Genomic DNA, 23,776 nt, shown 5'->3' on the forward strand with positions numbered 1-23,776 from the left:
CCAGTCGGTGCGATTTTGCCTACGTGTGTACCACAGTTTCACAGACCACGAGCGGAGACGAGTTGTCACGTGGCAATAAGAACGATAGCGACCGCGCCGAACCCGATACCGAGGGCCTTCTTCACCGTTATTCCCTCACCGAGAACGACGACACCGAGGAGCGCACCGCCGACGAGAAACATCCCGAAGATCGGCACGACGACGCTGACAGGGCCAGTCGAGAGCGCGCGAAAGTAGCCGACGACGGCACCAGCGAGACAGACGCCGGCCGCAACTGCGAACCCCACGGACCGACTCGTCACCGACGGGACCGACCACTCGCCGAACAGTGCCGCGACGGTCGTCGCACCGACAGCCAGTGTGAGAACCGCGATCGGCATCACGGTGAACGTGGGCAGGCCACGCATCGCTATTTTCATAAACAGGAACGCGAACGAGTAACAGACCATCGCCACCAGAGCCCACACCACGTAGTTCACAGGCACTCTCCCTCCGAATCCGTCACGACAGGTCGACCTCGTCCGTGTGTCATAAATCCACATAGCGTATCCGAGTAGTCGTATAAAAAACCCGTGTTCCCCGGGTGTCAGCCGAACTAGACGGCAGCGTTCGATGGTTTACGATGCGAACACTGCGTAGCAGCGCGACCGAGCGGAAAAAGTGACACCCCACCAACTAAGCCCTCGGCATCCGATGTGTGCGGTATGACAGAACTGGTGACGTTCGGGGAGGCGGCGCTGCGGTTGTCGCCGCCGGCCGACGCGCGCCTGGAGACGGCAGACCAGTTGGACGTGTGGACGACGGGTGCGGCGAGCAACGTCGCGGTCGCGGCGAGCCGGCTCGGGACCGACAGCGTCTGGACCTCGAAACTCGCGGACACGCCGCTGGGTCGGCGGACCGTCTCGGACCTGCGCGGGCACGGCATCACGACCGACGTGACGTGGGTCGACGCGAGCGGGGCCAGACAGGGGCTCACCTTCTTCGAGGCGGGGAGCACGCCGCGGGACAGTTACGTGCGGAACGACCGGCAGGGGACGCCGATCGAGACCGCCGAACCGGGCGAGTTGCCGATGGACGCGGTCCAGAACGCCGGGGCGGTGTTCGTCAGCGGCGAGACGGTCGCGCTCTCGCAAACGGTCGCGGAGACGGCACAGGCGGTCTTGCGTGCCGCCGGCGGAACGTCGGTTCTCGGACTGGATTACCGCCCGGACCTGTGGACGGTCGAAGAGGCGCGCGAGACGCTGACGGCGCTGTTCCCCGCGGTCGACGTGTTAGTCACGAACGAGGCGCACGCGGGGACGGTCCTGGGAAAGACCGGGGACGCCCCGCAGATGGCGCATCAGATCGCCTCGGAGTACGACTTCCAGACCGTCGTCGTCACCCGGAGCGAACAGGGAGCGCTGGTCTGGCACGACGCGACCATCCACGAGAGCGACACTGTCGAGACGACGGCCGTCGAAGCGACGGGGGAGCACGACGCCTTCACCGGTGGCTTCCTCAGCCGCCGGGTAGCTGGTGCGTCCATCAGTGACGCCCTGGCCTACGGCGTCGCGACAGCGGCGCTGACTCGGACGATCGCCGGGCCGGTCCCGACAGTCACGCCCGACGAAGTCGAACGTATCGTCGAGGACCTCGGTGGTGGCAGTCCCGGGGGTTCCGGCGGGACGCGTCGATAGCGGCTGTCACCGGCCCGGAGCAGCGGCCAGCAAACTATTTTCGCCCGGAACGTACCGTGAGGCCGATAGAGGTTTATGACAGCCATCCGACGGTGTGGGTATGACGCGCACGACCGTGTTACTCCTCACGGCAGTCGTCCTGCTGTCGGGCATCCCCATGTCCGCGACCGCAGCGACGTCACAGGAAGTGACACTAACAGTCTCGGTGGTCGACAGGAACGGGAACCCCGTCGACGACGCGACGGTTCGGGCCACCTGGGACGGCGGGAACGCGACCGAAGAAACGAGTTCGAACGGGAAGACGTTCGTCGACGCCCCGCCGGGAGCAGACGTCGAAATCGACGTGACACACGACGAGTACATCCGGAACACGAACTACGTCGTCGAGAGCGCGAGCGCCGAAGACGTCGAGATCACCGTCGCCGAGCGGGGCACGGCGACAGTCGAAGTGACCGACGCGGACGGGAACCCGGTCTCGAACGCCTGGGTGCGCCTCTGGCAGGACGGGAACCGGGTCGTCAGCGAGCGGACCGGTGACGACGGCGTCCACCGGACGAAAGCCATCGAACAGGGCGAGTACAACCTGTTCGTCTTCAAGGAGGGGTACCGCAGGAACGACACCGAACTCACGGTCGACGGTGACGTAAGCCAGGAGCTCGGCATCGAGAGCGATTCGGTCACGGTGACGTTCCAGGTCAACGACCATCACTTCGGCACCCCGAAACCGGTCCAGGGTGCAACCGTCTCCATCGCGGAGACGGAGTTCAGTCAGTCGACGCTCCAGAGCGGGGAAGCGACGACCAGCGTGCCCGTCAACGACGAGTACGAGGTGACGGTGACGAAAGACGGATACAACGAGACGATGCGGACGCTCGACGTCGACGAGGAGTCGACGAGCATGGACCTCAGCATCCGGCGAACGGCCGCCATCAGCATCGACTCGCTGGCCGACCGGGTCGTCGTGGGTGAGAACGTGAGCATCGACGTCACCGACGAGTACGGCACGCCGGTCGCGAACGCGTCGGTCACCGTCGACGGCCAGAGCGTCGGCGAGACGGACGAGAACGGAGAGCTCAGGTTCTCCATCGATAGCGAGGGCGAGCACGCCGTCGAGGTGACGGCCGACGGCCTCCAGGACACCGCGACCATCGACGGCATCGATCCGTCCAACGAGTCCGGCAACGGAAGCGAGACGGCGACGAGCAACACGACGACCGGGAGCAGCGGTGACGGTCCCGGATTCACGCCGGCGCTGGCGCTGCTTGGCGCACTGCTGGCCGTCGCCCTCATGTCGCGACGGTAACTCCCCTGTTTTCGCCGCTCGGAGTCCCCTGTGAAACAGAGACCGCGGAGCCGTCGGAAGCCCGATTTAACACGAACGCCGACCAACCGACTACCCATGACGGACGCCGAGGCGGGCGCGAACGTCGAGTCTGACGAGAGACCGAGTGCGCTGGCGACGGTCCGGCAGTTCTTCGCGCTCGAACGCGACGTGCTCGTCCTCTCCGCCGCGATGTTCGCCTTCAGCCTCGGCTTCCAGATGACCAGTCGGTACCTGCCCCGCTACATGAGCCTGCTCGGGGCCGGCGGCATCGCAATCGGCCTGTACGGGAGCGTCGGCAACCTCATCAGCGCGGTATACCCCTATCCCGGCGGCGCGCTCTCGGATCGGGTCGGCTCGCGCGCTGCGCTGACGGCCTTCGGCCTGGCCTCGACCGTCGGCTTCCTCGTCTGGCTGGCCGCCCCGCTGTTCGGGACGGTCACGCTCGGCCCCGCAAGTCTCGGCCCGCTGGATGTGGAGGCCGTCGTCCTCCCGATCGGGGTGTTCCTCGGCCTCTTTCTCGCACAGACCTGGAAGTCCTTCGGGCTTGGAGCGACCTTCGCCATCGTCAAGCAGAGCGTCCCCCCCGAGCAGCTGGCGACGGGCTTCGCCAGCACCGAGACCGTGCGCCGGACGGCGTTCCTCGTCGGGCCGTTGCTGGCGGCGGCGCTCATCGCGACTTACGGGTTCGACCTGGGCTTTCGGGCCGTGCTCGCGGTCGCCGCCGCGTTCGGGCTGGTCGCGACAGTCGTCCAGCACCGCCTCTACGACGCGAGCGGCGACACGCTGGGCAAGTCCTTCGAGGGTCTCTCGCAGGTCCGCGACGACCTGCGGGCGATGCCCGAGGCGTTGCCGCCGCTGTTGCTCGGCGATACACTCGTCCGCTTCGCCAACGGCATGGTGTACGTCTTCTTCGTCATCGTCGTCACGGAGTTCCTCGCGGTGAGCGTCACACTCCCCGTCGTCGGCTATCTCTCGCCCGACGCCCTGTTCGGGGTCCTGCTGGCCGTCGAGATGGTCGTCGCGCTGGTGAGCATGGTCCCCGTCGCTCGGGTGGCCGACCGCGTCGGCCTCAAACCCGTGGTCGCGCTCGGCTTCGCGGTGTACGCGATCTTTCCCGTCTTGCTCATCAACGCGCCGGCGAACCCCTGGATCGTGGGTCTGCTCTTCGCGTTCTCGGGGCTGCGCTTCGCCGGATTGCCGGCGCACAAGGCGCTCATCGTCGGCCCTGCCGAGCAAAACACGGGCGGGCGCGTCACCGGCGCGTACTACCTCGTTCGCAACACCGTCACCATCCCGAGCGCGCTCGTCGGGGGCTGGCTCTACGACGCCTACTCGCCGGAACTGGCCTTCGGGCTGGCGACGGTCGTCGGACTGGTCGGGACTGGACTCTTCCTGGTGTTCGGCCGTGGGTTCAGCGCCGGGGACGTGAACGGCGAGACGACGTAGGAGACGGGCAGTCAGCGACGGGCTCTCAAACTGTGGTCCCGCGATCAGGAGTCCGGACCCTCACTGGCGGACTGACCCTCCGTGGAGTCGGCCATCCGGAGCTGTTTCACGAGATTGAGGTGCATCAGATGGAGATGCATGCCGATGCCGAACAGTAAGAGTCCCATACCGACGAAGATCAGCGGGAGCAGGATGGCGTCGACGGCGCTCGGAACGCTGTCGAGGTTGGCGGGCAATCGCCCGACGACAGCGAGGAGGAAGGCACCGACGATGACTCCGAACCCGAGTTTGACGATGCGGGAGTAGCGTCCCACCTTCGAGATACGGACCTCGATGTTCGCAGTGCTGGGGGAATCGTCAGCAGCCATGGGAAGACCAACGCCACTGACGTACTTACGTCCGTTTCCGGACTGCCAGCCGACAGGTGTGGCTACTGACGGGGTGATAGCATCAATGCCTACTCCGATACCTGGCCATTCACTGCTTGACGAACTGCACGTCGTCCAACAGTCGTTCCAGTTGTGCGGATTCTGTCGTGAGCGTGACCGTTCTGCGACCGGCATCGTATTCGACGATGCCAGCATCGTGTAGTTTTGGAAGGTGTGAATGATGCAGCGAGATTCTGATCCGGTCGATCAGTGACTGTGGTGGCTCACAGGTCGTCGATTCCAGCGGTCTGCAAGCCACCCTGCGCGACAACTCGTCGAGAGACACGTCACGCTCGCAATCCAGAAGCGTCAGTACGGCCTGCCGACGACGGTCAGGGGCCAGTAGTGTGAGCAAAGTCTCGAGGTCTACAGATTCCGACCGGACACAGGAACCAGCAGCGTCAGCCCGCGAACACGTCATGATGCGTGGTCGCCTCCTGCCAAACGCGTTCCCATCATCGTTCGAACACGGCCGTCCATGTGACTCGTCGTAGGCTCAGATCCCAAATCAGGCTACCCGTTGCACAGTGTGCACACCGTGAACAGCCACGAGAAAGGGACGGACGCCTACACTTCATCCACGAGTCTCGCGTCGGATCTGTACTCCGCGAACGTGTGTTCGGCCCACTCGAACACCTGCGGGGACTTCGTCGACAGGAGTGCACGTGGTTTGCCATCCTCGCTGACGCCGATCTGGACCTCGTCGTCGAGAATCCCCAGATAGTACGGGATCGCTGTTTCGGTGACGAAGAGACTGAACGTGTCGGCGGCCATCTCGTCCTCGAAGTAGTCGCGGAACTCCGGGTCCGAACGGAACACGTCAAGGACCGGTTCCGAGACGACCATCCGCAGTGGAACGCCCGCATCGGTGGTGCGCTCGTGTCCAGCTTTCATCGCACGGACACCGGTCTCCGGGAGCAGGGTGCGAATGTCGTCCGCCTGTTGAATCGCCCGAGTGTGTTCGTGAACCATCTTCAGCGGGTTGCCCGGGTCCGGCGTCGTAACCTCGAACCCGACCTGGCGGGGATCGAAGTCGAACGTCGTCGTATCGATCGATCCCAGAACGGGACCGAGTCGCGTCGCTTCCTCGACCGTCTCGAGGAGCGCCGCGAAGTCTTCAGCGACCCACTCGCCAGCCGTCGTGATCGCGTAGTCGCTGTTCGAGCTGGTAATCCACCCGCGATCTGCGAGCGCGGACAGATTCCGTTGGATTGTCGTCCGTGACGCGTCGAATCGCTCGTGCAGTTCGTCTTTCGAGAGTTCCTGCTCCCGCGCAAGGACCGTCAGGAGGCGAATCCGCGTTTTCGACCGAGCCAGGAACTCGACCGCCGCGACCGAATCACCGTCCATCTCCGTGTCCATGTCGTGCATAGTGGGCAGCGGCTGCACTTATACCAACCGTTGAACACGTCAGTACGGCATGAAACCGGGCGATGATTACGAACGAGCGAACGGACGAGACGGACCACGACTACTGACGGTGATTCTGGAGACCCAGAGTGATGAGACAGTTGTCCGTACCCCGAGTACGACCGGGATCGCGGCTTACCCGCCGCCGGCCGTCCGGAACCCACCGTCGACGACCAGCCCGTGGCCGGTGACCCAGGAGGATTCCTCGGACGCGAGGAACAGAATCGCGTCGGCGATCTCCTCGGCTTCGCCCAGGCGCTTGAGCGGATACCCTTCCTCCATCTTCTCGCGAGCGGCCTCGGGGTCGTCGTAGCTGGCGAGCATCTGCTGGACCATCGGCGTGTCGGTAAAGCCAGGACACACCGTGTTCGCGCGGACCCCGTAGGGGCCGGCCTCGGCCGCGATGGCTCGCGTGAAGTTCAGGACCGCGCCCTTCGTCAGCGAGTAGGCAGCCTGTTTCGGGAGTCCGAAGATCGACGCCAGCGAGCCGACGTTGACGATCGCCCCGTGGCCCTGCTCTTTCATGATCGGCAGCGCGGCGTGGCACCCGTTCCAGACGCCCTTGATGTTCACGTCGATGACGAAATCCCGCATCGCGTCGTCGACGTCTTCCATGCTCTGGGGCGGGTGGCCGGTCCCAGCGTTGTTGATGACGACGTCGAGGCCGTGCTCCTCGGCCGTGGCCTCGACCATCGCGTCGAACTCGTCGGCCTCGGTCACGTCCAGCCGGTGGGACTCGGCCCCGCCGGTGTCGAGGTCCTCGATCTGCTCGACGGTCTCCTCGGCACCGCTCTCGTCGATATCGGTGACGATGACGTAGGCACCCTCCTCCGCACATCGGATGCTGGTCGCGCGACCGATCCCCGACCCCGCGCCCGTGATGAACACTGTCTTGTCTTCCAGTCGCATGGGAAGACCGTGACACGCCAGCACAATAAATCTACCAGTATTAGCTAGATCAGTGCTATACTTTCCAGAATTAGCAAAGCTAGCCCCAGGTGCTACCGACGTTGACGTCGCTGTCGGGAGCACAGGAGCGCGACCGCCAGGACGGCGAGGGTCGCGACTACCGGAGTGAAGCCGGGGCCGTCCCCAGTTGTCGTTCCGGTCGTCGGTGCAGTCGTGGTGTTCGATTCGGTCGTCGCGGTCGAAGTATTCGGTGTGACTGTCGCCGTCGCGGTCGGTTCCAGTGTCGTGGTCTCGTTGTGCGAGTCCACCGTCACCGAAGCCCGATTCCGGACGAGCGATCCGTTCAGCGTCGCCGGCCTGTCGGTCGTCACGAGGGCCGACTGCCGAACGTCCGAGTCGGATACCGGGAAGTCGAACGTCTCATTCCCGTTCGTGTCCAGATGGGGAACCGCGACCAGCGTCCGGTTCTCGTCGAGGGGAGCATCGAGGCGGATCGTCACGTCCTCGTGTTCGCCGGGCACCAGGTACTCGCTGACGCCCAGTATGTGCTCGGAGGCCAGACTGCGATTGATTTGCGTCAGTCCACAGCCCCTGGATTCCTTCGTAGTCGCGATATCGTCCGCGACCGACGCCGGATAGAGCGCGACGAAGCCACCCTTCCCCGAGCCGATGGTCGTGCGTTCGACCACGACGGCACTCCCGTTGGACTGCTGGTCGTCGACCCATACCGACGTGAGACCGACCGGCCCGCCGTCGTGGCCGAAAACCCCCTCAGTGATGTCGGGCTGGACGCCGGAAACGGTCACGTCGACGGACTCGTTGGAGGGGTACGGTTCGGAGGTATCGAGCGTCGTCGCGAAGGTCCCATCGGGGTCGACGACGGCCGTGGTTTCGAGCGGGCGGTACTCGGCCGACGCGACCATTCGAATCGCGAGTTCCGTCCCGGGTGCGACCGAGGTCCGGCCGGCGAGTCGGTGACACGGTGCATTGACGCCGAAGACCAGTCGGTCGCCGTGGACTGGCTCCTCGAATTCGAGCGTCCGCTCGACGACGCCCCACTCCGTGCTGGCGCCAAGACCCGGATCGTCGAGGACGAGCGTCGCGTTGAACACGTCCCCTCGGTCCGCAGTCATCTCGGGGTCGGATTCACGCTCGAACACGGCGCGCTCGGTCGCCACGAAGAGGTACAGTGTCCCGTTGCGTTCGTCCGGGACGACGCGCAGCGCGTCCGCGGCCGCAGTTCCGGAGCGGTTCATTCGTTTCGCGTGGAAGGACGCCGTCGGATTCGTCTGGACCATCGTGAACTCGGAGCCGTTCGAGTCGGTCACGAGATCCGCGAACGCTCCGGTTGCGGTCTGATTCCCTTCGCGTGCGTGGCGGACCGTCTCGACGGCACCCGGAGACTCCAGGGCGAGGACGAGGACGTCCTGATCAGCTATCACCGGGCCATCGAGATACCGCGTCGATCGGGTCCGCGTCCGCGTCAGCGTCCCGTTCTCCATCGCCGCGTGAACGTCGCGCGACGTGTCGAACGAGTCGAACTGCGCCGCCGGCGCGACCCAGGCAGTCATCTCGACGGACTCGTTCGCCGATTCGTTTGCCGATTGATTCACCGTGTCCGGAGCGGTGGCACCGCCCGTCGGGACGAACAACCCGACGGCGAGAGCGACCAATACCCCCAGCAGTGCGAGCCGACGGATAGCAGCGCGTGTCCAAGTCATGGATTCAGGGCGACGGCCGATGTCCGCTGTAGTGGAACCGCCGGACAGCGACCGTTAACAGGCAAAGGAATTGTTGGCCCTGATAAATGTCTTCTGCAGCGACTCGAAAAGGAGCAGGGTCAGTCGGCCAACGAGGGGCTGGCCGCGCAGTTGTTCGGCCCGAGTTCGAGTTCGAAGGCGTCCTCGTCGGCGAGGTCCTCGCGACCGAGGTTCGCGGCGATGATGCGCTCGAAGTTCGCGGGGCGGGGCGGTATGTCCCGGAGGATGCGCGCGCGGAACTCGGCGTTGCTCATGTCGTAGACCGGCAGGCGCTCGCGCAACTCGCCCAGCCGTGCGGTGTAGGTTCCGTCGTCGGCCGGCTGCACGCCCTCGCTGTAGTGGCCGGGGGCCACGACCGTCTCGTCGGGCAGGTCGGCGGTGCGGTCGGTCAGCGATTCGTAGAGTTGGCCGGCCAGCATCTCCGCGCCGTTGTCGCCCTGCTGCAGATCGGGTCTGGCGACGCTCTCGACGAAGAGGCTGTCGCCCGACAGGAGTACGTCACCGACCCGGAAGGCGGTCATCCCGGTCGTATGGCCCGGGAGGTGGAACACGTCGAGGGTCGCGTCCCCGACGGTCAGTTCCTCGCCGTGGATGACCGTCTCCACGTCGTAGGTCACGCCGCGCTGGACGGACATCCGGGGCATCACCGCAGTCGCACCGGTCGCCCCGGCAAGGTCACGAAGGCCGCTCACGTGGTCGGCGTGGACGTGCGTGTCCACGACCGTCGTGATCTCGGCGTCCCGTTCTGCGGCGTCCTCGATATATCGGTCCACAAAGGCACGCAGCGGGTCGACCACCAGGGCCTCGCCGTCCGAGACGACCATGTAGCCCAGACAGCCGCTCGCCGGGCGCTGGTACTGGACGACGGTCGGGTCGGCGTCCGTGATCTCGCGGGCGCGATAGACGCGCGCCCAGCCCTCCATCCCCTCGGCGAGGTTGTGGGCCTCGATGCCGGCCTCCGTGAGCATCTCGGCGACGGCGGCGCTGGCCTCGCCCCGGCCACAGACCACGGTGATCGGTCCCTCGCCGTCGATATCGCTGGCGAGGTCGGCCACCGAGTCCCGGACGTCGGCCTGGATCCAGTTCATGTGGGGAATCAGCGTCGCCTCGACGGAGGGGCCGTCGACGTGCCAGGTCTCGAACTCGTCGCGGTTGCGCACGTCGAGCAGGCGGACGGACTCCCCGGCGGCCAGGCGGTCGGCGAGGCCGGCCGGCGAGAGCGCGTCCGCCCCGGTCCCGGAATCAGGATCGTCGCTCATGGACGCCGGTAGGACCGGCGGGCGAATAAAGCGTCCGCCGGGGCCATCGCCACGGCAACCGATATACCCGCCGCGTCCCAAGCGGACCCCATGAACGGCCAGACACTCGTCGAGCGCGTGCGAGAGCAAAAACGGACTGAACTGGACCGCCTCGCCTCGGACAAGGCACTCATCGCGGCGACCGAGGCGACGCTCGAAGCGAGCGCCGTCCTCGGGATCATCGCCGAGAGCGAGCGAGCGGTGGGTACGCTGTACGCCGAGTGGGGCGAGCAGACGGCGATCGAGGACGCGATGGCGACGTTCACGACAGCGGCCGACACGGCGAGGGGCAACGCCGACCGACTCGCCGCGGACCTCGACGACGAGGCGACCGGCGCGCCGATCACGACGACAGTGGCGTTCGATGAGACCGTCGAGGCGGTCGCGGGCGGTCTCATCGGGCAGTCGCTCGTCCTCGACGGCACGCTGCTCCAGGGCATCAACTTCTTCGTCAACGAGGGGGCGGAGCGACAGGCCGACGTCCTCCGGGACGTTCGGACGGACGTCAACAACCGCATCAACGACGGCGCAGTCCTCCTCACCTCGCTCTGTGAGACCGACGAGGACTGGGGGCGCGCCGAGACCGCTATCGCGGACGTGGTCGAAGCCGCCTACGGCGAGTACGTCGAGCGATTGGGCGAGATGGGGATCGACCCGAAGCCGGTCTGTTGAGGCGCGTGGCTACGGCTGGGACCCTTCGGGCGGTCGCTCCTGGAACTCGGAGACCGCCTCGCGGAACTCGTCGGGGATCCGGGTCGGCTCGCCAGTCTCGTCGTCGACGGCGACGTGAGTGACGGTGCCTTCGGCGAGGAGTTCGCCGTCGTCGGCGCGGAAGGCGGCATACTCGGAGGTCATGCTGGACTCGCCGATGGTCGCGACGCGAAAGCCGTGTTCGAGTTCGTCCTGGAAGGTCGCCTGGCCGCGGTAGTCGAGGTCGACGTTGACGACGTGGATGTCCCACCCGGCGTCGGCGATGGCCTCGTAGTCGTAGCCGATCTCGCGGAAGAACGCCGAGACGGTCTCGTCCTGGAAGGTGACGTAGTTGCCGTAGAACACGACGCCCTGTTGGTCGGTCTCCTCGAAGCGAACGCGGTTCTCCCAGACGACTGGCAGTTCGTCCATGCCGGGAAGGCGCGGGCAGGGGAGTTAACCGTTCGTGTCGCTCACCGCTCCTCGATGGTGTCGAGGACCCGCCCTGAGAACTCCGTCTCGGTGATCTCCCCGGCGGCCAGTTCGTGGAACCACTCGGCCTCGGCGTGCCACGAGCCCAGTTGCTCGCCGTCCAGGTCGGTCACGACGCCCCGGACGTCGACGGGCTCCCAGCCCTCTTCGCGGAAGTCCCGGAGCACGTTCACGACCCGGCCGATGTCGCGGTGTGGCACTCCGTCGGTCGCGTGGACCGTCTCGTATGTAATCTCGACGGCGGCCTCGTCCCGGTCCAGGGCCGTGACGTAGATGCCGTGGCTCATCAGCCGGTTCTCGATGCGCTCGTACTGGTCGTCCGGGACGGACATGGAACGCAATAGAATCGGCGACCGTTTGTGTCTTATGTACTGTTCACTCGGGACGCGGACAGTCGTACTCGTCGCGGATGGTGTTTGCGAGCAGGCCGTCTTTCTCCAGGGTGAGGTACACCACGAGGAACTGCGTCGACTCGGGGCGGATGACGAACACCTCGAAGGGTGGCTCCTCGTCCCCGTCGCCCAGTTTGTCGATCATCGGTTCCAGGGTCATCCGGCCGTCCTTGAACTCGGCGAAGATGTCCTTCTCGTCGCCCTGTTTGGCGAACGTGTAGATGACGCCGTTGGCCTCGCTGTCGGTGCCGTAGGTGACGTTCGAGTAAATGGGCATCCCCTCGCGTTTCCCCTGCTCGAAGGTCTCTTTGGCCTGCTCGAAGATGTCCGGGACGCCGTCGACGAACTCGAAGAGCGTGCGGGTCTCGATGTCCAGTTCGGCGAAGGACGGGTCCCCTTCGCCGCTCCAGGCCAGGGTCGCGTCGACGAGATAGCCCGGCTCGAGCTCCTGGACCGTCGACTGAAGCGGTTCGTAGTACCCCGACCTCTGTACGTAGATCGGTTCTTCGTCGCCCTTCTCGACGAGGAGGAGCTCCTCACCCTCACCCCCGCGGTCGCTCTCGAACACCCGGTAGGTCCCGGACTCTGTCGCTGCCATGCCCGACACGTAGACGGGCGGTACCTAAAGCCCCGTGGATACGACAGCCGTCGCGGAGCGTGCGCCCGGTCAGTACTCGCCCCAGGGAGAGTCGACGGCGTCGGGTTTCTGGAGTCGAACGGAGAAGACGGCTCCGCGCGGCGTATTGTCGGCCACCCAGACGTCGCCGCCGTAGCTTTCGACGAGCGTGTCCACGAGATACAGACCGACGCCGGTCCCCGGACTCTCGAGCCCTTTCTCACCGCGACCGAAGACCCGCTCCTTGTGCTCGTCGGGAACGCCAGGCCCGTCGTCAGCGACGTCGACGACCACGTCGTCCTCGTGTTCGGTCACGGATATCGTCACCGCCGGGCACTCGGTGTCGGTATGGCGGACGGCGTTGGTCAACAGGTTCCGGAACACCGTCCCGAGCATCTCGTCGGCCTGGACCGTCACCGTCGGGAGTTCCGCCGGCGAGTGCACGGTGACTGCCCCGTCCATTCCGCGGATGGAGTCGAGTTCGCGCCCCAACACCGGCGCGAGTTGGATCGGTTTGACCGTCTCGTCGTCGTCGAGCATCGTCTGCATCAGGTCCCGGATGATTTCGGTGAGTTCGACGACGTGTTCGCCGTGCGTCACCAGGCTGTCGAATCGCTCACGGGCGGTCTCGTCCTCGATCTCCTCGGCGATCGAGGGGGCGTACCCGAGGACGACGCTCATGTCGTTGCGGATGTCGTGCCGGACGATCCGGTTGAGCAGTTCGAGTTTCCGGGTTTTGGCTTCGAGTTCCTGCTTGCGCTCTTGCTGTGCGGTGACCTCCCTGAAGACGAGGACCCAGCCGTCGAGTCGCCGATGCCGTTCGAGGGGCTGGGACCGGACGCTGTAGAACAGTCGCGACCCATCAGCCGCGTCGACGGCGACGACGTCGTTCGCTTCGGCCTCGAGGTCGATGCCGAGTGACGAGACGTCGAACGGATCGGACTCGCCATGCAGGTCCAGTATCTCACGGCCGCTCCGGTTCGTGTGAACGATCCCGTGTGCCGAGTCGAGGACCAGTACCCCGTCGGGCGAGTCCGCCATCGCCGTCGTGTAAGCGATCGGCGGCAGGTCCAGCAGTCGGTACCTGAATATCGCGAGGCCGAGCGTGATCGACGTGACGGCGGCCGAACTCGGGATCAGGTTCACCCCATCGGGATCGAACGGCGGGACCGCTGCGCCGGAGAGGAACTCGAAGAGTATCGGTGCCGCGACGCCGAGACCCAGCAGGACCGCTTGCGAGTGGTACGTCCGCCCGAGGCGAGCGGCCTCGGTGCCGATGAGTCCGAGCGCGAGCGCGGCGAGCACTGCGCTGTACCCGTACTGCAACAGCAGATGGGCAGGGCCGGTGTCGACCCGGAGCACGGTGAGCCCGTCGACCTCGACGAACCGTGTCGCCTCGATGGCGAGATCAGCGGGATTGGTGAACAGAAGCACCCAGTAGGCGACCGGGGCGAGAAACAGGCCCGCGACGACCGAGGGGCGAAGCCACTGCCTGCGGTCGGTGTACGCGAGCGCGAACAGGAGAGCCAGCGCACCGAGCGGCGAGACGCCGAAGTACAGCAGCCTGTACGTGAGGAGTTTGATCGTCGGGTCGGTGCTCAGCAGTTTGAGGGTCGAGAAGCCGGACCAGAGGACGAGCCCCACGTTCACGGCGAGGAAGACGACGGTCGTGTCGTCCCGGCCGTGTCTGGCGATGTATCGGACAGTGTACCCACCGAGCGCGGCGGAAACGACCGTGGCAAACACGAGCGGGTAGGCATAGACCGTGAATTGCCACGACACGATAGCATGGGTACAGATGGGGACGATAAATACGCATGGGTTGGTGACCCCCGAAGGCCCCCGTCACGTCGGCGCGCCCCCAGCAGATTCATGCCCCGAGCGCCCGGACGTGCATACGACCGAGCTCCGACAATGTCACTTGACAACGCACCCGACGTGGTCAGTTTGCTCCCCTCGGCGACCGAGATCGTCTACGCGCTCGGGGCCGAGCCCGTCGGCGTCTCCCACGAGTGCGACTATCCGCCCGAGGCCGCCGAGAAACCGGCCGTCAACCGCTCGCGAGTCGACGCCGAGGCCGCCAGCAAAGAGATCAACGAACAGGTCGCCGAAGCCGAGGACGACGACGGCGTCTACGAGATCGACACGGAGACGCTCGCAACGTTGGACCCCGATCTGGTCGTCTCCCAGGGCATCTGTGACGTCTGTGCCGTCGACGAGGTGCTCGTCGAGGACGCCATCGAGCGGACGGGCATCGACGCCGCCGTGCTGACGACCGACCCCCATAGTCTCGACGACGTGTTCGCCGACATCCGTCGCATCGGGGACGCGATCGGACACACCGACCAGGCTGCGTCCCTCGTCGCCGACCTGCGAGAGCGGGTCACGGCCGTCGAGCGGACCGTCGAGGACCGCGTCGACCAGCGGCCCCGTGTCGCCGTGCTCGACTGGCTCGACCCCGTGATGGTCGCGGGCCACTGGATCCCCGAGATGGTCGAACTGGCCGGCGGGCAGTACGGCCTGGCCGCTCCGGGCGACCGGTCAGAACCCCGCGAGTGGGCCGAGATCCGCGAATACGACCCTGAGGTGCTCGTCGCCGCACCCTGTGGCTTCGAACTCGACCAGACCGTCGAGAACCTCGCCGACCTGACCGACCGCCCGGGCTGGGCGGACCTGACGGCCGTCCGGGAGGGACGGGCCTACGCGCTCGACGGCCACCACTACGTCAACCGGCCGGGGCCGCGGCTGGTCGAGACCCTGGAGTACCTGGCGGCGCTGATCCACCCCGACCTGTTCGAGGCACCGCCGACCGACACTGCCCGGCCGCTGGCCGAACTCGTCGCGTAGATGCTGGTCCTGTCCCAGTCAGTCTACGACGAGGTCGTCGACCACGCCCGCGAGGGGAGCCCCGACGAGGCGTGCGGGATTCTTGGCGGGGAGTTCGACGCCGAAGAGAGCACTGCCGTCCGGAGCCACCCGACCGAAAACGCGGCCAGCGACCCCCGAACCGAGTACGCCGTCGACCCCGAGGAGCAGTTCGCGGTCATGAATCGCATCGAGGACGACGGTCGGGAGGTCGTCGGGTTCTACCACTCGCATCCGTCGGGACCATCGGAACCGAGTCCGACGGACCGGGCGCGGGCGACCTGGGAGGGGTACAGCTACGTTATCGTCGTCCTCGACGGAACCGCCCCCTACGTCGGGTCCTGGCGCTGGACGGGCGAGCGGTTCAGACAGGAGATCGTCGCCGTACAGTGAGAACGGCCCGCATCAGGCCAGCATCGAGAAGCCGACGTAGAAGTTCGAGAAGACGACGGCAGTCCCCAGCGCGAGGACGCCGAACATCCAGGCCCGCCAGAGCGGGACCCCCGTGACGGTGTCCCGGAACTCGATGAGCGTGATGCCGACGACCGCGGCGACGGCCCCCTTCAACACCAGCAGAAGCAGCGGCTCGTGGAGCAACACCGTCCGCGCGATGGGGTTGGCCTCCAGTGCGAGATTGCCCGAGATCGAGAACGCCAGCAGCGTCGAGGCCGCGTCCCCGAGACCCCAGACGAACATCTGGGCGAAGACCAACTCGGCGTAGCCCAGCCGCTGAGCCCCGAAGAACCCGTTCCCGAACTCGATTCCGGCTCGTGAGGTCGACATAGCGCGAAGATCCCTGTTACCCATCGATTGGCGAATTCCCGGTATAAAGTTACGCGTCGTAATATCACGAATGAAAACAGGAGTGGCGAGGAGGCGATCGGCGGCGGAGAGGGGCCCGTCAACGTAAAGTCCGAACACACGGAAGGGAGTGGTAGATGGGAGCACTGGCAGACCGATCGGTCGGCCGGGTGAACGGGGTCGAGTTCGCGGTGTTCGTCTCCGGCGTCGCGAGCATGGGCCTGGAGATCCTCGCGGGTCGAATGGTGGCCCCGCAGTTCGGCAGCAGCATCTACACGTGGGGGAGCATCATCGGCGTCTTCCTCGCGGCGCTCTCGCTGGGCTATCACTACGGCGGGAAACGGGCCGCAGAGCGGGCGACGACGGAACGGCTCGTCTGGTTGCTGCTGGGGACGGCGGCGTACGTCGCGGTCCTGATCTTCGCGAGCGACCTGTTACTCTCGGCGGCGACGGCCGTTCCCCTCCCGAGCCGGTTCGCGTCGCTGCCCGCGGTGACGCTGCTCTTCGGCCCGCCGACGTACCTGCTCGGGTTCATCAGCCCCTACGCCGCGGAACTCTCGCCGACCGACGCCGTCGGGCAGGCCTCCGGCCGGGTCTACGCGGTCGGCACGGTCGGGAGCATCCTCGGCGCGTTCGGGACGACGTTCCTGCTCATTCCGTCGCTCAGCATCGAACAGATCGGCTTCGTCTTCGGCCTGTTGCTCGTCGGAACGGCGGTGAGCCTCCTGGTGCCGGCGATGCCCCGGGAGCCCCTGTACGCCTGTGCCGGCGTCACGCTGTTGCTCGTCGGTGCGTTCGGGAGCGGCTTCGTCGGCGTCTCGACCGGCGGCAACGTCGTCTACCAGACCCAGACGCCCTACCAGGAACTCGAAGTCGCCGACGCGGGCGGCACCCGGACGCTGTTCCTGGACGGCCAGCGCCACAGCGCCATGGACAAGTCCGACCCGACCCGCCACGTCTTCGAGTACACCCGGTATTTCCACCTGCCTTACCTCTACGCCGAGGACCCCGACGATATCGACCGCGTCCTGTTCGTCGGCGGCGGCGGCTTCACCGGCCCCAAACGGTTCGCCGAGGAGTACGACGCGACCGTCGACGTCGTCGAGATCGATCCCGAAGTCATCCGCGTCTCGAAGGAGTACTTCGAGGTCGAGGAGTCCGACCAGTTGCGTATCCACAACGCCGACGGCCGCAAGTACCTCCGCGAGACCAACCGGACCTACGACCTCATCGTGCTGGACGCCTACAAGAAGGACAAGGTCCCGTTCCACCTGACCACCGAGGAGTTCATGCGGCTGGCCGACAGCCGCCTGAGCGAGGACGGGATCCTCTTCGCGAACCTCATCTCAGCCCCGAGCGGCCCCGCCTCGGAGTTCTACCGGGCCGAATACAAGACGATGGAACAGGTGTTCCCACAGGTGTACAGCTACCCGACCGTCGGCGGCGCGGTCGTCCAGAACGTCGAAGTCATCGCGACCAAGAGTCCGGACCGGGTCACGCAGGCCCAGCTCCGCGAGCGCAACCGCACGCGGGACATCGGCATCGACCTGGGTGCGGAGATCGAAAACTACCGCCACGAGGAAAAAACCGGGGACGTGCCGGTGCTCCGGGACGACCGCGCACCGGTCGACAGCCTGCTGGACCCGATGGCCGGCCAGCAGTACGTGATTCAGGAGACGAACGGGACGAACGTGACTGGGTAGGGAGTTACTCCGCGCCGATGGCGCAGGTTTCGACGTATTCGACCTCCGCGACTGAGGAGACCGCGGGCTCGTCGCCACAGACCGGACAGTCCGGGTTGGGCTGGATGGGGACTTCCTCGAAGCTCATGTCCATGGCGTCGTAGAAGAGGAGCCGACCGTCGAGGAGTTCGCTCTCCGGCAGGAGGTCGGCCTCCCGCAGAATCCACTTGACGACCTCGGTGGCCTGGATGCAGCCCACAGTACCAGGAAGCACGCCCAGCACCCCGGCCTCCGAACAGTCGGGGACGGTGCCCGCCGGCGGTGCCTCGGGGAACATACACCGATAGCACGGCGAGTCCTCGTCCTGGGCGAAGGTGGTGACCTGGCCCTCGAAGCGGTAGATCGCGCCGTGGGAGAACGGCTGGCCCGCGAGCGTGCAGGCGTCGTTGACGAGGTACCGCGTCGGGAAGTTGTCGCTGGCGTCGACGACGAAGTCGTAGTCGTCGATGAGGTCGCCGATGTTCTCGGCCGTGATTCGGGTCTGGTGGCGGTCGACGGTGCAGTCGGGGTTGAGGTCGGTCACGTACTCGGCGGCGCTGTCGACCTTCGGGCGGCCCACGTCGGCGTCGGCGTGGACGACCTGCCGCTGGAGGTTGCTCCGTTCGACCTCGTCGTCGTCGGCGATGCCGAGGCGGCCGACGCCCGCGGCCGCGAGGTACTGGATGATCGGCGAGCCGAGCCCGCCGGCCCCGACGACCAGGACGCTCGCGTCGAGCAGCGCCTTCTGGCCGTCTGGGCCGACGTCGTCCATGATGATGTGCCGTGAGAACCGGTCGAGTTGCTCCGGTCCGAGATTGAGCCCGCTCATACCCCTCGTAGGGAGGGGGGTCGAATAAACGGACGGGTGCTGTGCGCCGGCCTGGCCGTCCTACAGTTCGTAGAGGTCGCCGAACTTCTCGGTGGCGTAGTCGATGAAGTAGTCGGCGGTGAACGACTCGCCCGTGGCCTCGCGGATCAGGTCGTCGGTCGTGTACCGGCAGCCGTGGCGGTGGACGTTCTCTGTGAGCCAGTCGTGCAGGCCGTCGAAGTCCCCCTCCTCGACATCACCTTCCAGATCATCGAGGTCGTCCTCGGCGGCGGCGAACAGTTGGGCGGCCAGCACGCTTCCGAGCGAGTACGTCGGGAAGTAGCCGAAGTTGCCATGCGTCCAGTGGATGTCCTGCAGACAGCCCTCGGCATCGCTGTCGGGTCGAACCCCGAGATACTCCTCCATCTTGTCGTTCCAGACCTGCGGGACCTCCGAGACCTCTAAGTCGCCACTGATCAGATCGCGCTCGATCTCGAACCGGAGGATGATGTGCATGTGGTAGGTCAGCTCGTCGGCCTCGACGCGAATGAGGTTGTCCGGGTAGATCCGGTTGGCCGCCTCGTAGAACTCGCGGGGCGCGGCGTCGACGCCGAGATGGTCGTCGACCCGGGTGGCGAAGAGGTCCCAGAACGGCAGGGATCGGCCGACGTGGTTCTCCCAGAGCCGTGACTGGGACTCGTGGACCGAGAGGTCACGGGACTGGCCCAGAGGGCTCCCGTATTCGTCCTGGGGCAGCCCCAGGGTGTAGGTCGCGTGGCCGAACTCGTGGATGGTCGAGCCCAGCGCGTCCAGCGGGTCGTCGGGCTTGAACCGCGTGGTGACGCGGGCATCGAACTGGGTCCCCATCGAGAACGGGTGCGGTGCCGTGTCGAGCCGGCCCCGGTCCCAGTCGTAGCCCAGCGTGTCCAGTGCCTCCCGGACCAGTTCCTCCTGGGCGTCCTCGTCGTACGTGCCTTCGAAGGGATCGGCAAGCTCGGCGTCGCTGTCGGCGATCTCGTCGATGAGCGGGACCAGTTCCTCGCGGAGGCGTTCGAGGACCCGTTCGGCGGTGTCGAGGCCGAGATACGGCTCGTACTCCTCGAACAGCACCTCGTAGGGGTCCCGGTCGGGGTCGATGTGCTCGGCGTACTCGCGTTTCAGCTCGACGATCTTCTCCAGGGTGGGCGCAAACGCCTCGAAATCGTCGTCCCCCTTGGCTTGCTTCCAGGTCGGGAGGGCGTTCGAGGTGGTCTCGGAGATCTCCTCGACGAGGTCGCCCGGGACCCGGGTCGCGCGCTCGTGGTCGCGTCGGACCTCCCTGAGGACCGCCTGCTGGTCGTCGTCGAGGTCGGCCGCATCGAGCGTGTCGAGGTAGTCGGCCAGGTCCGACGAGGTGAGCATGTCGTGGTGGACGGTCGAGAGCGCGGCAGTCTGCTGGGACCGGGCGGGCGTGCCCGCGTCGGGCATCATCACCTGCTGGTCCCAGTTCAGGATGCCTGCGGCGTTGCCCACGTTGGTCATCCGCCTGACGTGCTCGGTGAACTGCTCGTATGTCTCGGCGGTTTCGGCGGCAGCGTGTTCACTCATCGTCGGATTGTCGGGGTCCAGCGTAAAAAAGGACCGCGCCGCGCGGTGACTCCCCGGCAGCAGCAGTACTATCTTTGATAACAGTGGGGAAAGACATATGATAAAACTACGCTGATCTACTGAGAGGTTCGCGGGGAACATCGTCATGTACGGAACGTCGATTTCAGCGGTATCGAGTCCGTTCGGCGCTGTCGGTCGGGCAGTCCCGACGCGGTCGCTGTACCGTTACAACCGTCGAGGTATCGCCGAGGGAGGGAGGTCCACGACTACGCACCGATGGACGTAGACATCGACTCACTGGAGACGCTGAACCTCCTCACCCGAGAGGGTGCCCAGGAGGCCAGCGACGCGCTGGAACAGATGGTCGACACGCCGACGGTCATCGACATCACGAAGCTGATGGTCGCGGACCGGGCGGACATCACCGCCGACATCCAGGGCGGCACCACGGAGGGCGTGAGCTTCGAGATCGACGGGAAACTCTCCGGGACGCTCCTCTTTACGTTCGACGAGGACTGTATCGAGACGGTTACGGAGTTACTCGTCGGGGCGGGCGCGAGCGAGTCCATGGCCCAGAGTAGCGTCACGGAACTGGCAAACATCATGATGGGCGGGTTCATGACCGGGTGGGGCGACCACCTGGAGACGGGTCTGGACGCCTCGCCGCCGACGTACCTCGAAGCCCCCGAACTCGACGCCTTCGAGGTCGAGTCGCTGGGGCCGGACACCAACAGCGTCCTCGCGTTCGGCAGCACCGTCACCTGGCGCGACAACACGGTCGGCGTCGACATCTATCTCATCCCGGATCGGGAGTCCATCGAGACGGTGCTGGAGGCCGAACAGGAGCCCGAAGAAACGGGGGCCGCGGAGAGCGGCGGCGACGCGGAGAACGCGGGCGGCTTCGGCTTCAATCAGGGCAGCGGCGAGTCGGACGGACCGTTCGCGGCCGACGACGGCGACGACGGCCCATTCGGAAGCGGCGGCGATACTGACGAAGAGGCCACCGAGGCAGACAGTCCCTTCGGCGGAGGTGGCGACGAAGGCGAGAGTCCCTTCGGCGTTCCTGACGACGATGACGACGACGGACCCTTCGGCGATGACGGCGAAAGCGGGGACTTCGGGGCCGGCGACGACGACTTCGGCTTCGGGATGGAGGACGACGGGGCCGATTCGGTCTCGCTGGACAAGCTCTCGGTGTTTTCCGATCTGACGAAGGAGGGGACAGAAGCGGCGGCCGAGCGCGTCACGACGATGACCGGCATCGAGACGACCACCGAAATCGCCGGCATCACCTTCACGCCCATCGAGGACATCCCCGAGAACTTAGAAGACGGCGACTACGTCGGCACCACCGGCGAGTTCGAGGGGACGCCGAGCGGCTACCTGGTCATCATGTTCGACGAGCGCTCGGCGAAGAACATCGCCGAGGCGATGATGCCGGTCGACCCCGGCGAGGAGGACGGGCTGACGGAGATGCACGAGAGCGCCATCGAGGAACTGGGCAACATCATGACCAGCGGCTTCATCGACGGCTGGGCGAACGTCCTGCAGACGAGCGTCGACCACACCCCGCCGGAGTTCGCCGAGGAGATGGAAGCGGCGTTCATGGAGATCCTCACCGACCAGCTCGGCCAGTTCCAGACCCACGCCTTCAGCATCGAATCGGCGATGCACACCGACGAACTCGATTTCAACTGCAAGATCCACGCCCTCCCCAACGAGGCTGAACTGGAGAAGGCGCTGGATTCGCTGATGGTCGAGCGCCGCGACGAGACCGACGTCGACCCCGACGACCTGTTCTGATCGGCGGTCCCGTCGGCACGACCGGAAACACCGTTTCTAGGCGGTCGCTTCGACCCACACCGGGATCGTTTCGGTCGTCGTCCGTGCCTGCAGTGACACGGTCGCGGTCACCGACCGGGGCGCGGCTGCCACGATCGACTCGAACGCCGTTCCGGGAGTCGCGTCCGTCGTTCCGTCGTCGTCGACCATCGGCATCACCCGAACGGTCAGTTCGAGCGATTCCTCGGGCGGTCCGTGCACGAGCATCAGGCCGGTCTCGGTTCGGGATACGACCCGCTCGCGGACGCGGCCGGCACCGAGCGTGAGACACTGCAGCCGAGCCCACCGTCGGAACGGCATCGGGTCCGCGTCCGTCCCGTTCCGCCGGACCGCGTCCGAGGCGTCGAGATACGCGTACCGATCGTCGAACGTCTCCGAAACCGAAATTGCGTCGGCAGCGCCGCGTTCCCGGCGAGACCGAAACACCCGCGTCTCGGAGCCAGGGGTCCTATCAGCGGTCCCGGCACAGCCGGCGAGCACGCCGCTCCCGACAACGAGCGCACCGGTCCGGAGGAAGCGGCGACGGGAGCAGTCCATTCGCGTGTCGGTACGGACTCGACGACCGTCCGTGTTCTCATTCGCCGAACGACTCGGCGACCTGCCGGTAGATCTCGTAACACCGCTCGATGACGGCCAGCGACGCGCTCTCCGTCGAAGTGTGTGCCTCGCCCGGCTCGGCTACGCCACAGACGACACACTCCGTTCCCGCCTGGGAGAGCCACCCGGCATCGGTGGCGTGGGGCTTGACGACGTGTTCGGGTTGGCTATCCTGTGCCGCGGTCGCCGCGTCGAGGACTGCGTCGGCGAAGTCGGGGTCGCCACAGGCCATCGGCGGCAGGTCCTGGTCGACGGTCCACTCGACGCCCTCGATGGCTTCGACGCGCTCCAGGTCGGCCCGCTCGCCCGGGACCGTCCGCTCGTCGACGGTCACCGAACACCGTTCGGGAATCACGTTCCACGCGCTCCCGCCCTCGATCTCGGTGACGGCGACGCTCCCCGCGAGGACGTGGCCCAGGACCGTGGTTTCGGGAAAGTCGAGGTCCCGAACCGCGTCGACGGCGTCCGTGGCGCGGTAGATCGCGTTCTCGCCCTGCTCGACCTCGCTGGCGTGGGCCGCCTCGCCGCGAGCCGTGATGGTACTCCCTCGCCTGCCCTTGTGGGCAACAGCTACGTCGGTGACGCCCTTGCCCGAGTACCCAGTCGACCCCTCGCCGACGATGGCGTAGTCCGGCGCGAACCCGTCGTCGATCGCATGGCGTGCGCCGACGCCGCCGACCTCCTCGCCGACGAAGGAGGCGAAGACGAGTTCGCCGGTCGGCTCAGCCGCCCGAAACGCACACATCGCGGCCGCGACAGCCCCCTTCATGTCCGCCGTCCCGCGGCCATAGAGGCGGCCATCCCGTTCCTCGAGGACGTAGCCGCCGTCCTCGGTCACCTGTGAGTCGTCCGGCGGTACCACGTCGTGGTGCCCCACGAGCGCGAGTGAGGGCTCTCCTGTTCCCTTGTGGGCAATGACATTGCCGCCCCGGGCCTCGTCGGCCCCGGCGTCGTCCCGGGTGACCTCGGCATCGGTGTGCTCGCGAAGCCACTGCTCGATGAAATCCCCGACCGCGACCTCGGATTCGTGGCTGGGGATCGAGACGAGTTCGCGCGTCAGTTCGCGGACGTCGGTCATGCCTGTCGGAAGGACGCGACGGCTTGAGAAGGTGGT

The 23,776-nt window shown here is 66.3% G+C and carries 24 protein-coding genes; 8 read left to right on the forward strand and 16 right to left on the reverse strand.

What is annotated here, in order from left to right; translation table 11 throughout:
• Window positions 1-65: 65 nt before the first annotated feature.
• Window positions 66-479: an EamA family transporter gene (locus E2481_RS07305; protein ID WP_169302394.1), complete on the reverse strand. Its 414-nt coding sequence runs from the start codon at window positions 477-479 to the stop codon at window positions 66-68.
• A 225-nt stretch (window positions 480-704) separates the two neighbouring features.
• Here E2481_RS07305 and E2481_RS07310 point away from each other — a divergent pair, with 225 nt between their 5' ends.
• The 3 genes from E2481_RS07310 (at window position 705) to E2481_RS07320 (ending at window position 4,446) form a co-directional block, all read left to right on the forward strand.
• Window positions 705-1,676: a sugar kinase gene (locus tag E2481_RS07310; protein WP_136716488.1), complete on the forward strand. Its 972-nt coding sequence runs from the start codon at window positions 705-707 to the stop codon at window positions 1,674-1,676.
• Between the two features lie 100 nt (window positions 1,677-1,776).
• Window positions 1,777-2,979 (forward strand): carboxypeptidase-like regulatory domain-containing protein, encoded by a 1,203-nt coding sequence (locus E2481_RS07315; protein WP_136716489.1) that lies wholly within the window; start codon window positions 1,777-1,779, stop codon window positions 2,977-2,979.
• Window positions 2,980-3,075: 96 nt separating this feature from the next.
• The gene (locus tag E2481_RS07320; RefSeq protein WP_136716490.1) at window positions 3,076-4,446 is read left to right on the forward strand and encodes an MFS transporter; all 1,371 of its coding nucleotides are present in this window, start codon (window positions 3,076-3,078) and stop codon (window positions 4,444-4,446) included.
• Between the two features lie 44 nt (window positions 4,447-4,490).
• Here the strand turns inward: E2481_RS07320 and E2481_RS07325 are convergent, their stop codons facing one another.
• From E2481_RS07325 to E2481_RS07345, 6 genes are all read right to left on the reverse strand, one after another.
• Window positions 4,491-4,814: a hypothetical protein gene (locus E2481_RS07325; protein ID WP_136716491.1), complete on the reverse strand. Its 324-nt coding sequence runs from the start codon at window positions 4,812-4,814 to the stop codon at window positions 4,491-4,493.
• Between the two features lie 109 nt (window positions 4,815-4,923).
• Window positions 4,924-5,295: a DUF7344 domain-containing protein gene (locus tag E2481_RS19290; protein WP_443670009.1), complete on the reverse strand. Its 372-nt coding sequence runs from the start codon at window positions 5,293-5,295 to the stop codon at window positions 4,924-4,926.
• 146 nt (window positions 5,296-5,441) lie between these two features.
• Window positions 5,442-6,245 (reverse strand): helix-turn-helix transcriptional regulator, encoded by an 804-nt coding sequence (locus tag E2481_RS07330; protein WP_136716492.1) that lies wholly within the window; start codon window positions 6,243-6,245, stop codon window positions 5,442-5,444.
• Window positions 6,246-6,419: 174 nt separating this feature from the next.
• On the reverse strand, window positions 6,420-7,193 hold the full coding sequence (locus E2481_RS07335) for an SDR family NAD(P)-dependent oxidoreductase (RefSeq protein ID WP_136716493.1): 774 nt from the start codon (window positions 7,191-7,193) through the stop codon (window positions 6,420-6,422).
• Between the two features lie 92 nt (window positions 7,194-7,285).
• Entirely contained in the window at window positions 7,286-8,914 is a 1,629-nt protein-coding gene (locus tag E2481_RS07340) for a DUF7282 domain-containing protein (RefSeq protein ID WP_136716494.1), read from the reverse strand.
• 119 nt (window positions 8,915-9,033) lie between these two features.
• Window positions 9,034-10,212, reverse strand: coding sequence for an MBL fold metallo-hydrolase (locus E2481_RS07345; RefSeq protein WP_136716495.1), 1,179 nt, complete (start codon window positions 10,210-10,212; stop codon window positions 9,034-9,036).
• A 90-nt stretch (window positions 10,213-10,302) separates the two neighbouring features.
• Between E2481_RS07345 and E2481_RS07350 the strand changes: the two genes are divergently transcribed.
• Window positions 10,303-10,923: a hypothetical protein gene (locus E2481_RS07350; RefSeq protein WP_136716496.1), complete on the forward strand. Its 621-nt coding sequence runs from the start codon at window positions 10,303-10,305 to the stop codon at window positions 10,921-10,923.
• Between the two features lie 9 nt (window positions 10,924-10,932).
• On the opposite strand, the gene E2481_RS07355 is transcribed toward E2481_RS07350, so the two are convergent.
• From E2481_RS07355 to E2481_RS07370, 4 genes are all read right to left on the reverse strand, one after another.
• Window positions 10,933-11,373: an acyl-CoA thioesterase gene (locus tag E2481_RS07355; RefSeq protein ID WP_136716497.1), complete on the reverse strand. Its 441-nt coding sequence runs from the start codon at window positions 11,371-11,373 to the stop codon at window positions 10,933-10,935.
• A 41-nt stretch (window positions 11,374-11,414) separates the two neighbouring features.
• The gene (locus E2481_RS07360) at window positions 11,415-11,765 is read right to left on the reverse strand and encodes a hypothetical protein (RefSeq protein WP_136716498.1); all 351 of its coding nucleotides are present in this window, start codon (window positions 11,763-11,765) and stop codon (window positions 11,415-11,417) included.
• A 43-nt stretch (window positions 11,766-11,808) separates the two neighbouring features.
• A complete protein-coding gene (locus E2481_RS07365) occupies window positions 11,809-12,423 on the reverse strand; it encodes a DUF6663 family protein (RefSeq protein WP_136716499.1) in 615 nt (204 codons plus the stop codon).
• 69 nt (window positions 12,424-12,492) lie between these two features.
• Window positions 12,493-14,223: a sensor histidine kinase gene (locus E2481_RS07370; RefSeq protein ID WP_136716500.1), complete on the reverse strand. Its 1,731-nt coding sequence runs from the start codon at window positions 14,221-14,223 to the stop codon at window positions 12,493-12,495.
• Between the two features lie 132 nt (window positions 14,224-14,355).
• Between E2481_RS07370 and E2481_RS07375 the strand changes: the two genes are divergently transcribed.
• Both E2481_RS07375 and E2481_RS07380 read left to right on the forward strand, forming a co-directional pair.
• Window positions 14,356-15,288 carry a cobalamin-binding protein gene (locus tag E2481_RS07375; RefSeq protein ID WP_136716501.1) on the forward strand — a complete coding sequence of 311 codons (933 nt, stop codon included), beginning with the start codon at window positions 14,356-14,358 and terminating at the stop codon, window positions 15,286-15,288.
• Window positions 15,289-15,699 (forward strand): desampylase, encoded by a 411-nt coding sequence (locus E2481_RS07380; protein WP_136716502.1) that lies wholly within the window; start codon window positions 15,289-15,291, stop codon window positions 15,697-15,699.
• A 12-nt stretch (window positions 15,700-15,711) separates the two neighbouring features.
• Here E2481_RS07380 and E2481_RS07385 read toward each other — a convergent pair whose 3' ends face one another.
• Complete coding sequence (locus E2481_RS07385) at window positions 15,712-16,089, reverse strand: DUF5658 family protein (protein WP_136716503.1); 378 nt, start codon at window positions 16,087-16,089, stop codon at window positions 15,712-15,714.
• A 155-nt stretch (window positions 16,090-16,244) separates the two neighbouring features.
• Between E2481_RS07385 and E2481_RS07390 the strand changes: the two genes are divergently transcribed.
• Window positions 16,245-17,810, forward strand: coding sequence for a spermidine synthase (locus E2481_RS07390; protein ID WP_136716504.1), 1,566 nt, complete (start codon window positions 16,245-16,247; stop codon window positions 17,808-17,810).
• 4 nt (window positions 17,811-17,814) lie between these two features.
• Here the strand turns inward: E2481_RS07390 and ubaA are convergent, their stop codons facing one another.
• Together ubaA and E2481_RS07400 are read right to left on the reverse strand one after the other, a co-directional pair.
• Entirely contained in the window at window positions 17,815-18,657 is an 843-nt protein-coding gene (gene ubaA, locus E2481_RS07395) for an SAMP-activating enzyme E1 (RefSeq protein ID WP_136716505.1), read from the reverse strand.
• 60 nt (window positions 18,658-18,717) lie between these two features.
• The gene (locus tag E2481_RS07400) at window positions 18,718-20,223 is read right to left on the reverse strand and encodes a carboxypeptidase M32 (RefSeq protein WP_136716506.1); all 1,506 of its coding nucleotides are present in this window, start codon (window positions 20,221-20,223) and stop codon (window positions 18,718-18,720) included.
• A gap of 276 nt (window positions 20,224-20,499) precedes the next feature.
• Here E2481_RS07400 and E2481_RS18650 point away from each other — a divergent pair, with 276 nt between their 5' ends.
• Window positions 20,500-22,026: a chemotaxis protein CheC gene (locus tag E2481_RS18650; RefSeq protein WP_169302395.1), complete on the forward strand. Its 1,527-nt coding sequence runs from the start codon at window positions 20,500-20,502 to the stop codon at window positions 22,024-22,026.
• A 36-nt stretch (window positions 22,027-22,062) separates the two neighbouring features.
• Here the strand turns inward: E2481_RS18650 and E2481_RS07410 are convergent, their stop codons facing one another.
• Window positions 22,063-22,602, reverse strand: a complete 540-nt coding sequence (locus E2481_RS07410; RefSeq protein WP_136716507.1) for a hypothetical protein — start codon at window positions 22,600-22,602, stop codon at window positions 22,063-22,065.
• A 37-nt stretch (window positions 22,603-22,639) separates the two neighbouring features.
• Entirely contained in the window at window positions 22,640-23,740 is a 1,101-nt protein-coding gene (locus E2481_RS07415) for a M20 family metallopeptidase (RefSeq protein WP_136716508.1), read from the reverse strand.
• Between the last annotated feature and the right edge of the window lie 36 nt (window positions 23,741-23,776).

The sequence above is a fragment of the Halorientalis salina genome, assembly GCF_005049285.1.
GTDB classification, from domain to species: domain Archaea; phylum Halobacteriota; class Halobacteria; order Halobacteriales; family Haloarculaceae; genus Halorientalis; species Halorientalis salina.

Excerpts from the sequence above, each read along its gene's own strand:
- E2481_RS07350 (WP_136716496.1), top strand. The coding sequence starts at position 10,303 with ATGAACGGCCAGACACTCGTCGAGCGCGTGCGAGAGCAAAAACGGACT.
- E2481_RS07415 (WP_136716508.1), bottom strand. The coding sequence starts at position 23,740 with ATGACCGACGTCCGCGAACTGACGCGCGAACTCGTCTCGATCCCCAGC.
- E2481_RS07340 (WP_136716494.1), bottom strand. The coding sequence starts at position 8,914 with ATGACTTGGACACGCGCTGCTATCCGTCGGCTCGCACTGCTGGGGGTA.
- E2481_RS07355 (WP_136716497.1), bottom strand. The coding sequence starts at position 11,373 with ATGGACGAACTGCCAGTCGTCTGGGAGAACCGCGTTCGCTTCGAGGAG.
- E2481_RS07375 (WP_136716501.1), top strand. The coding sequence starts at position 14,356 with ATGTCACTTGACAACGCACCCGACGTGGTCAGTTTGCTCCCCTCGGCG.
- E2481_RS07360 (WP_136716498.1), bottom strand. The coding sequence starts at position 11,765 with ATGTCCGTCCCGGACGACCAGTACGAGCGCATCGAGAACCGGCTGATG.
- E2481_RS07310 (WP_136716488.1), top strand. The coding sequence starts at position 705 with ATGACAGAACTGGTGACGTTCGGGGAGGCGGCGCTGCGGTTGTCGCCG.
- E2481_RS07385 (WP_136716503.1), bottom strand. The coding sequence starts at position 16,089 with ATGTCGACCTCACGAGCCGGAATCGAGTTCGGGAACGGGTTCTTCGGG.
- E2481_RS07320 (WP_136716490.1), top strand. The coding sequence starts at position 3,076 with ATGACGGACGCCGAGGCGGGCGCGAACGTCGAGTCTGACGAGAGACCG.
- E2481_RS07330 (WP_136716492.1), bottom strand. The coding sequence starts at position 6,245 with ATGCACGACATGGACACGGAGATGGACGGTGATTCGGTCGCGGCGGTC.
- E2481_RS07400 (WP_136716506.1), bottom strand. The coding sequence starts at position 20,223 with ATGAGTGAACACGCTGCCGCCGAAACCGCCGAGACATACGAGCAGTTC.
- E2481_RS07315 (WP_136716489.1), top strand. The coding sequence starts at position 1,777 with ATGACGCGCACGACCGTGTTACTCCTCACGGCAGTCGTCCTGCTGTCG.
- E2481_RS07390 (WP_136716504.1), top strand. The coding sequence starts at position 16,245 with ATGGGAGCACTGGCAGACCGATCGGTCGGCCGGGTGAACGGGGTCGAG.
- E2481_RS07365 (WP_136716499.1), bottom strand. The coding sequence starts at position 12,423 with ATGGCAGCGACAGAGTCCGGGACCTACCGGGTGTTCGAGAGCGACCGC.
- ubaA (WP_136716505.1), bottom strand. The coding sequence starts at position 18,657 with ATGAGCGGGCTCAATCTCGGACCGGAGCAACTCGACCGGTTCTCACGG.
- E2481_RS07380 (WP_136716502.1), top strand. The coding sequence starts at position 15,289 with ATGCTGGTCCTGTCCCAGTCAGTCTACGACGAGGTCGTCGACCACGCC.
- E2481_RS07325 (WP_136716491.1), bottom strand. The coding sequence starts at position 4,814 with ATGGCTGCTGACGATTCCCCCAGCACTGCGAACATCGAGGTCCGTATC.
- E2481_RS07335 (WP_136716493.1), bottom strand. The coding sequence starts at position 7,193 with ATGCGACTGGAAGACAAGACAGTGTTCATCACGGGCGCGGGGTCGGGG.
- E2481_RS18650 (WP_169302395.1), top strand. The coding sequence starts at position 20,500 with ATGGACGTAGACATCGACTCACTGGAGACGCTGAACCTCCTCACCCGA.
- E2481_RS07345 (WP_136716495.1), bottom strand. The coding sequence starts at position 10,212 with ATGAGCGACGATCCTGATTCCGGGACCGGGGCGGACGCGCTCTCGCCG.
- E2481_RS19290 (WP_443670009.1), bottom strand. The coding sequence starts at position 5,295 with ATGACGTGTTCGCGGGCTGACGCTGCTGGTTCCTGTGTCCGGTCGGAA.
- E2481_RS07410 (WP_136716507.1), bottom strand. The coding sequence starts at position 22,602 with ATGGACTGCTCCCGTCGCCGCTTCCTCCGGACCGGTGCGCTCGTTGTC.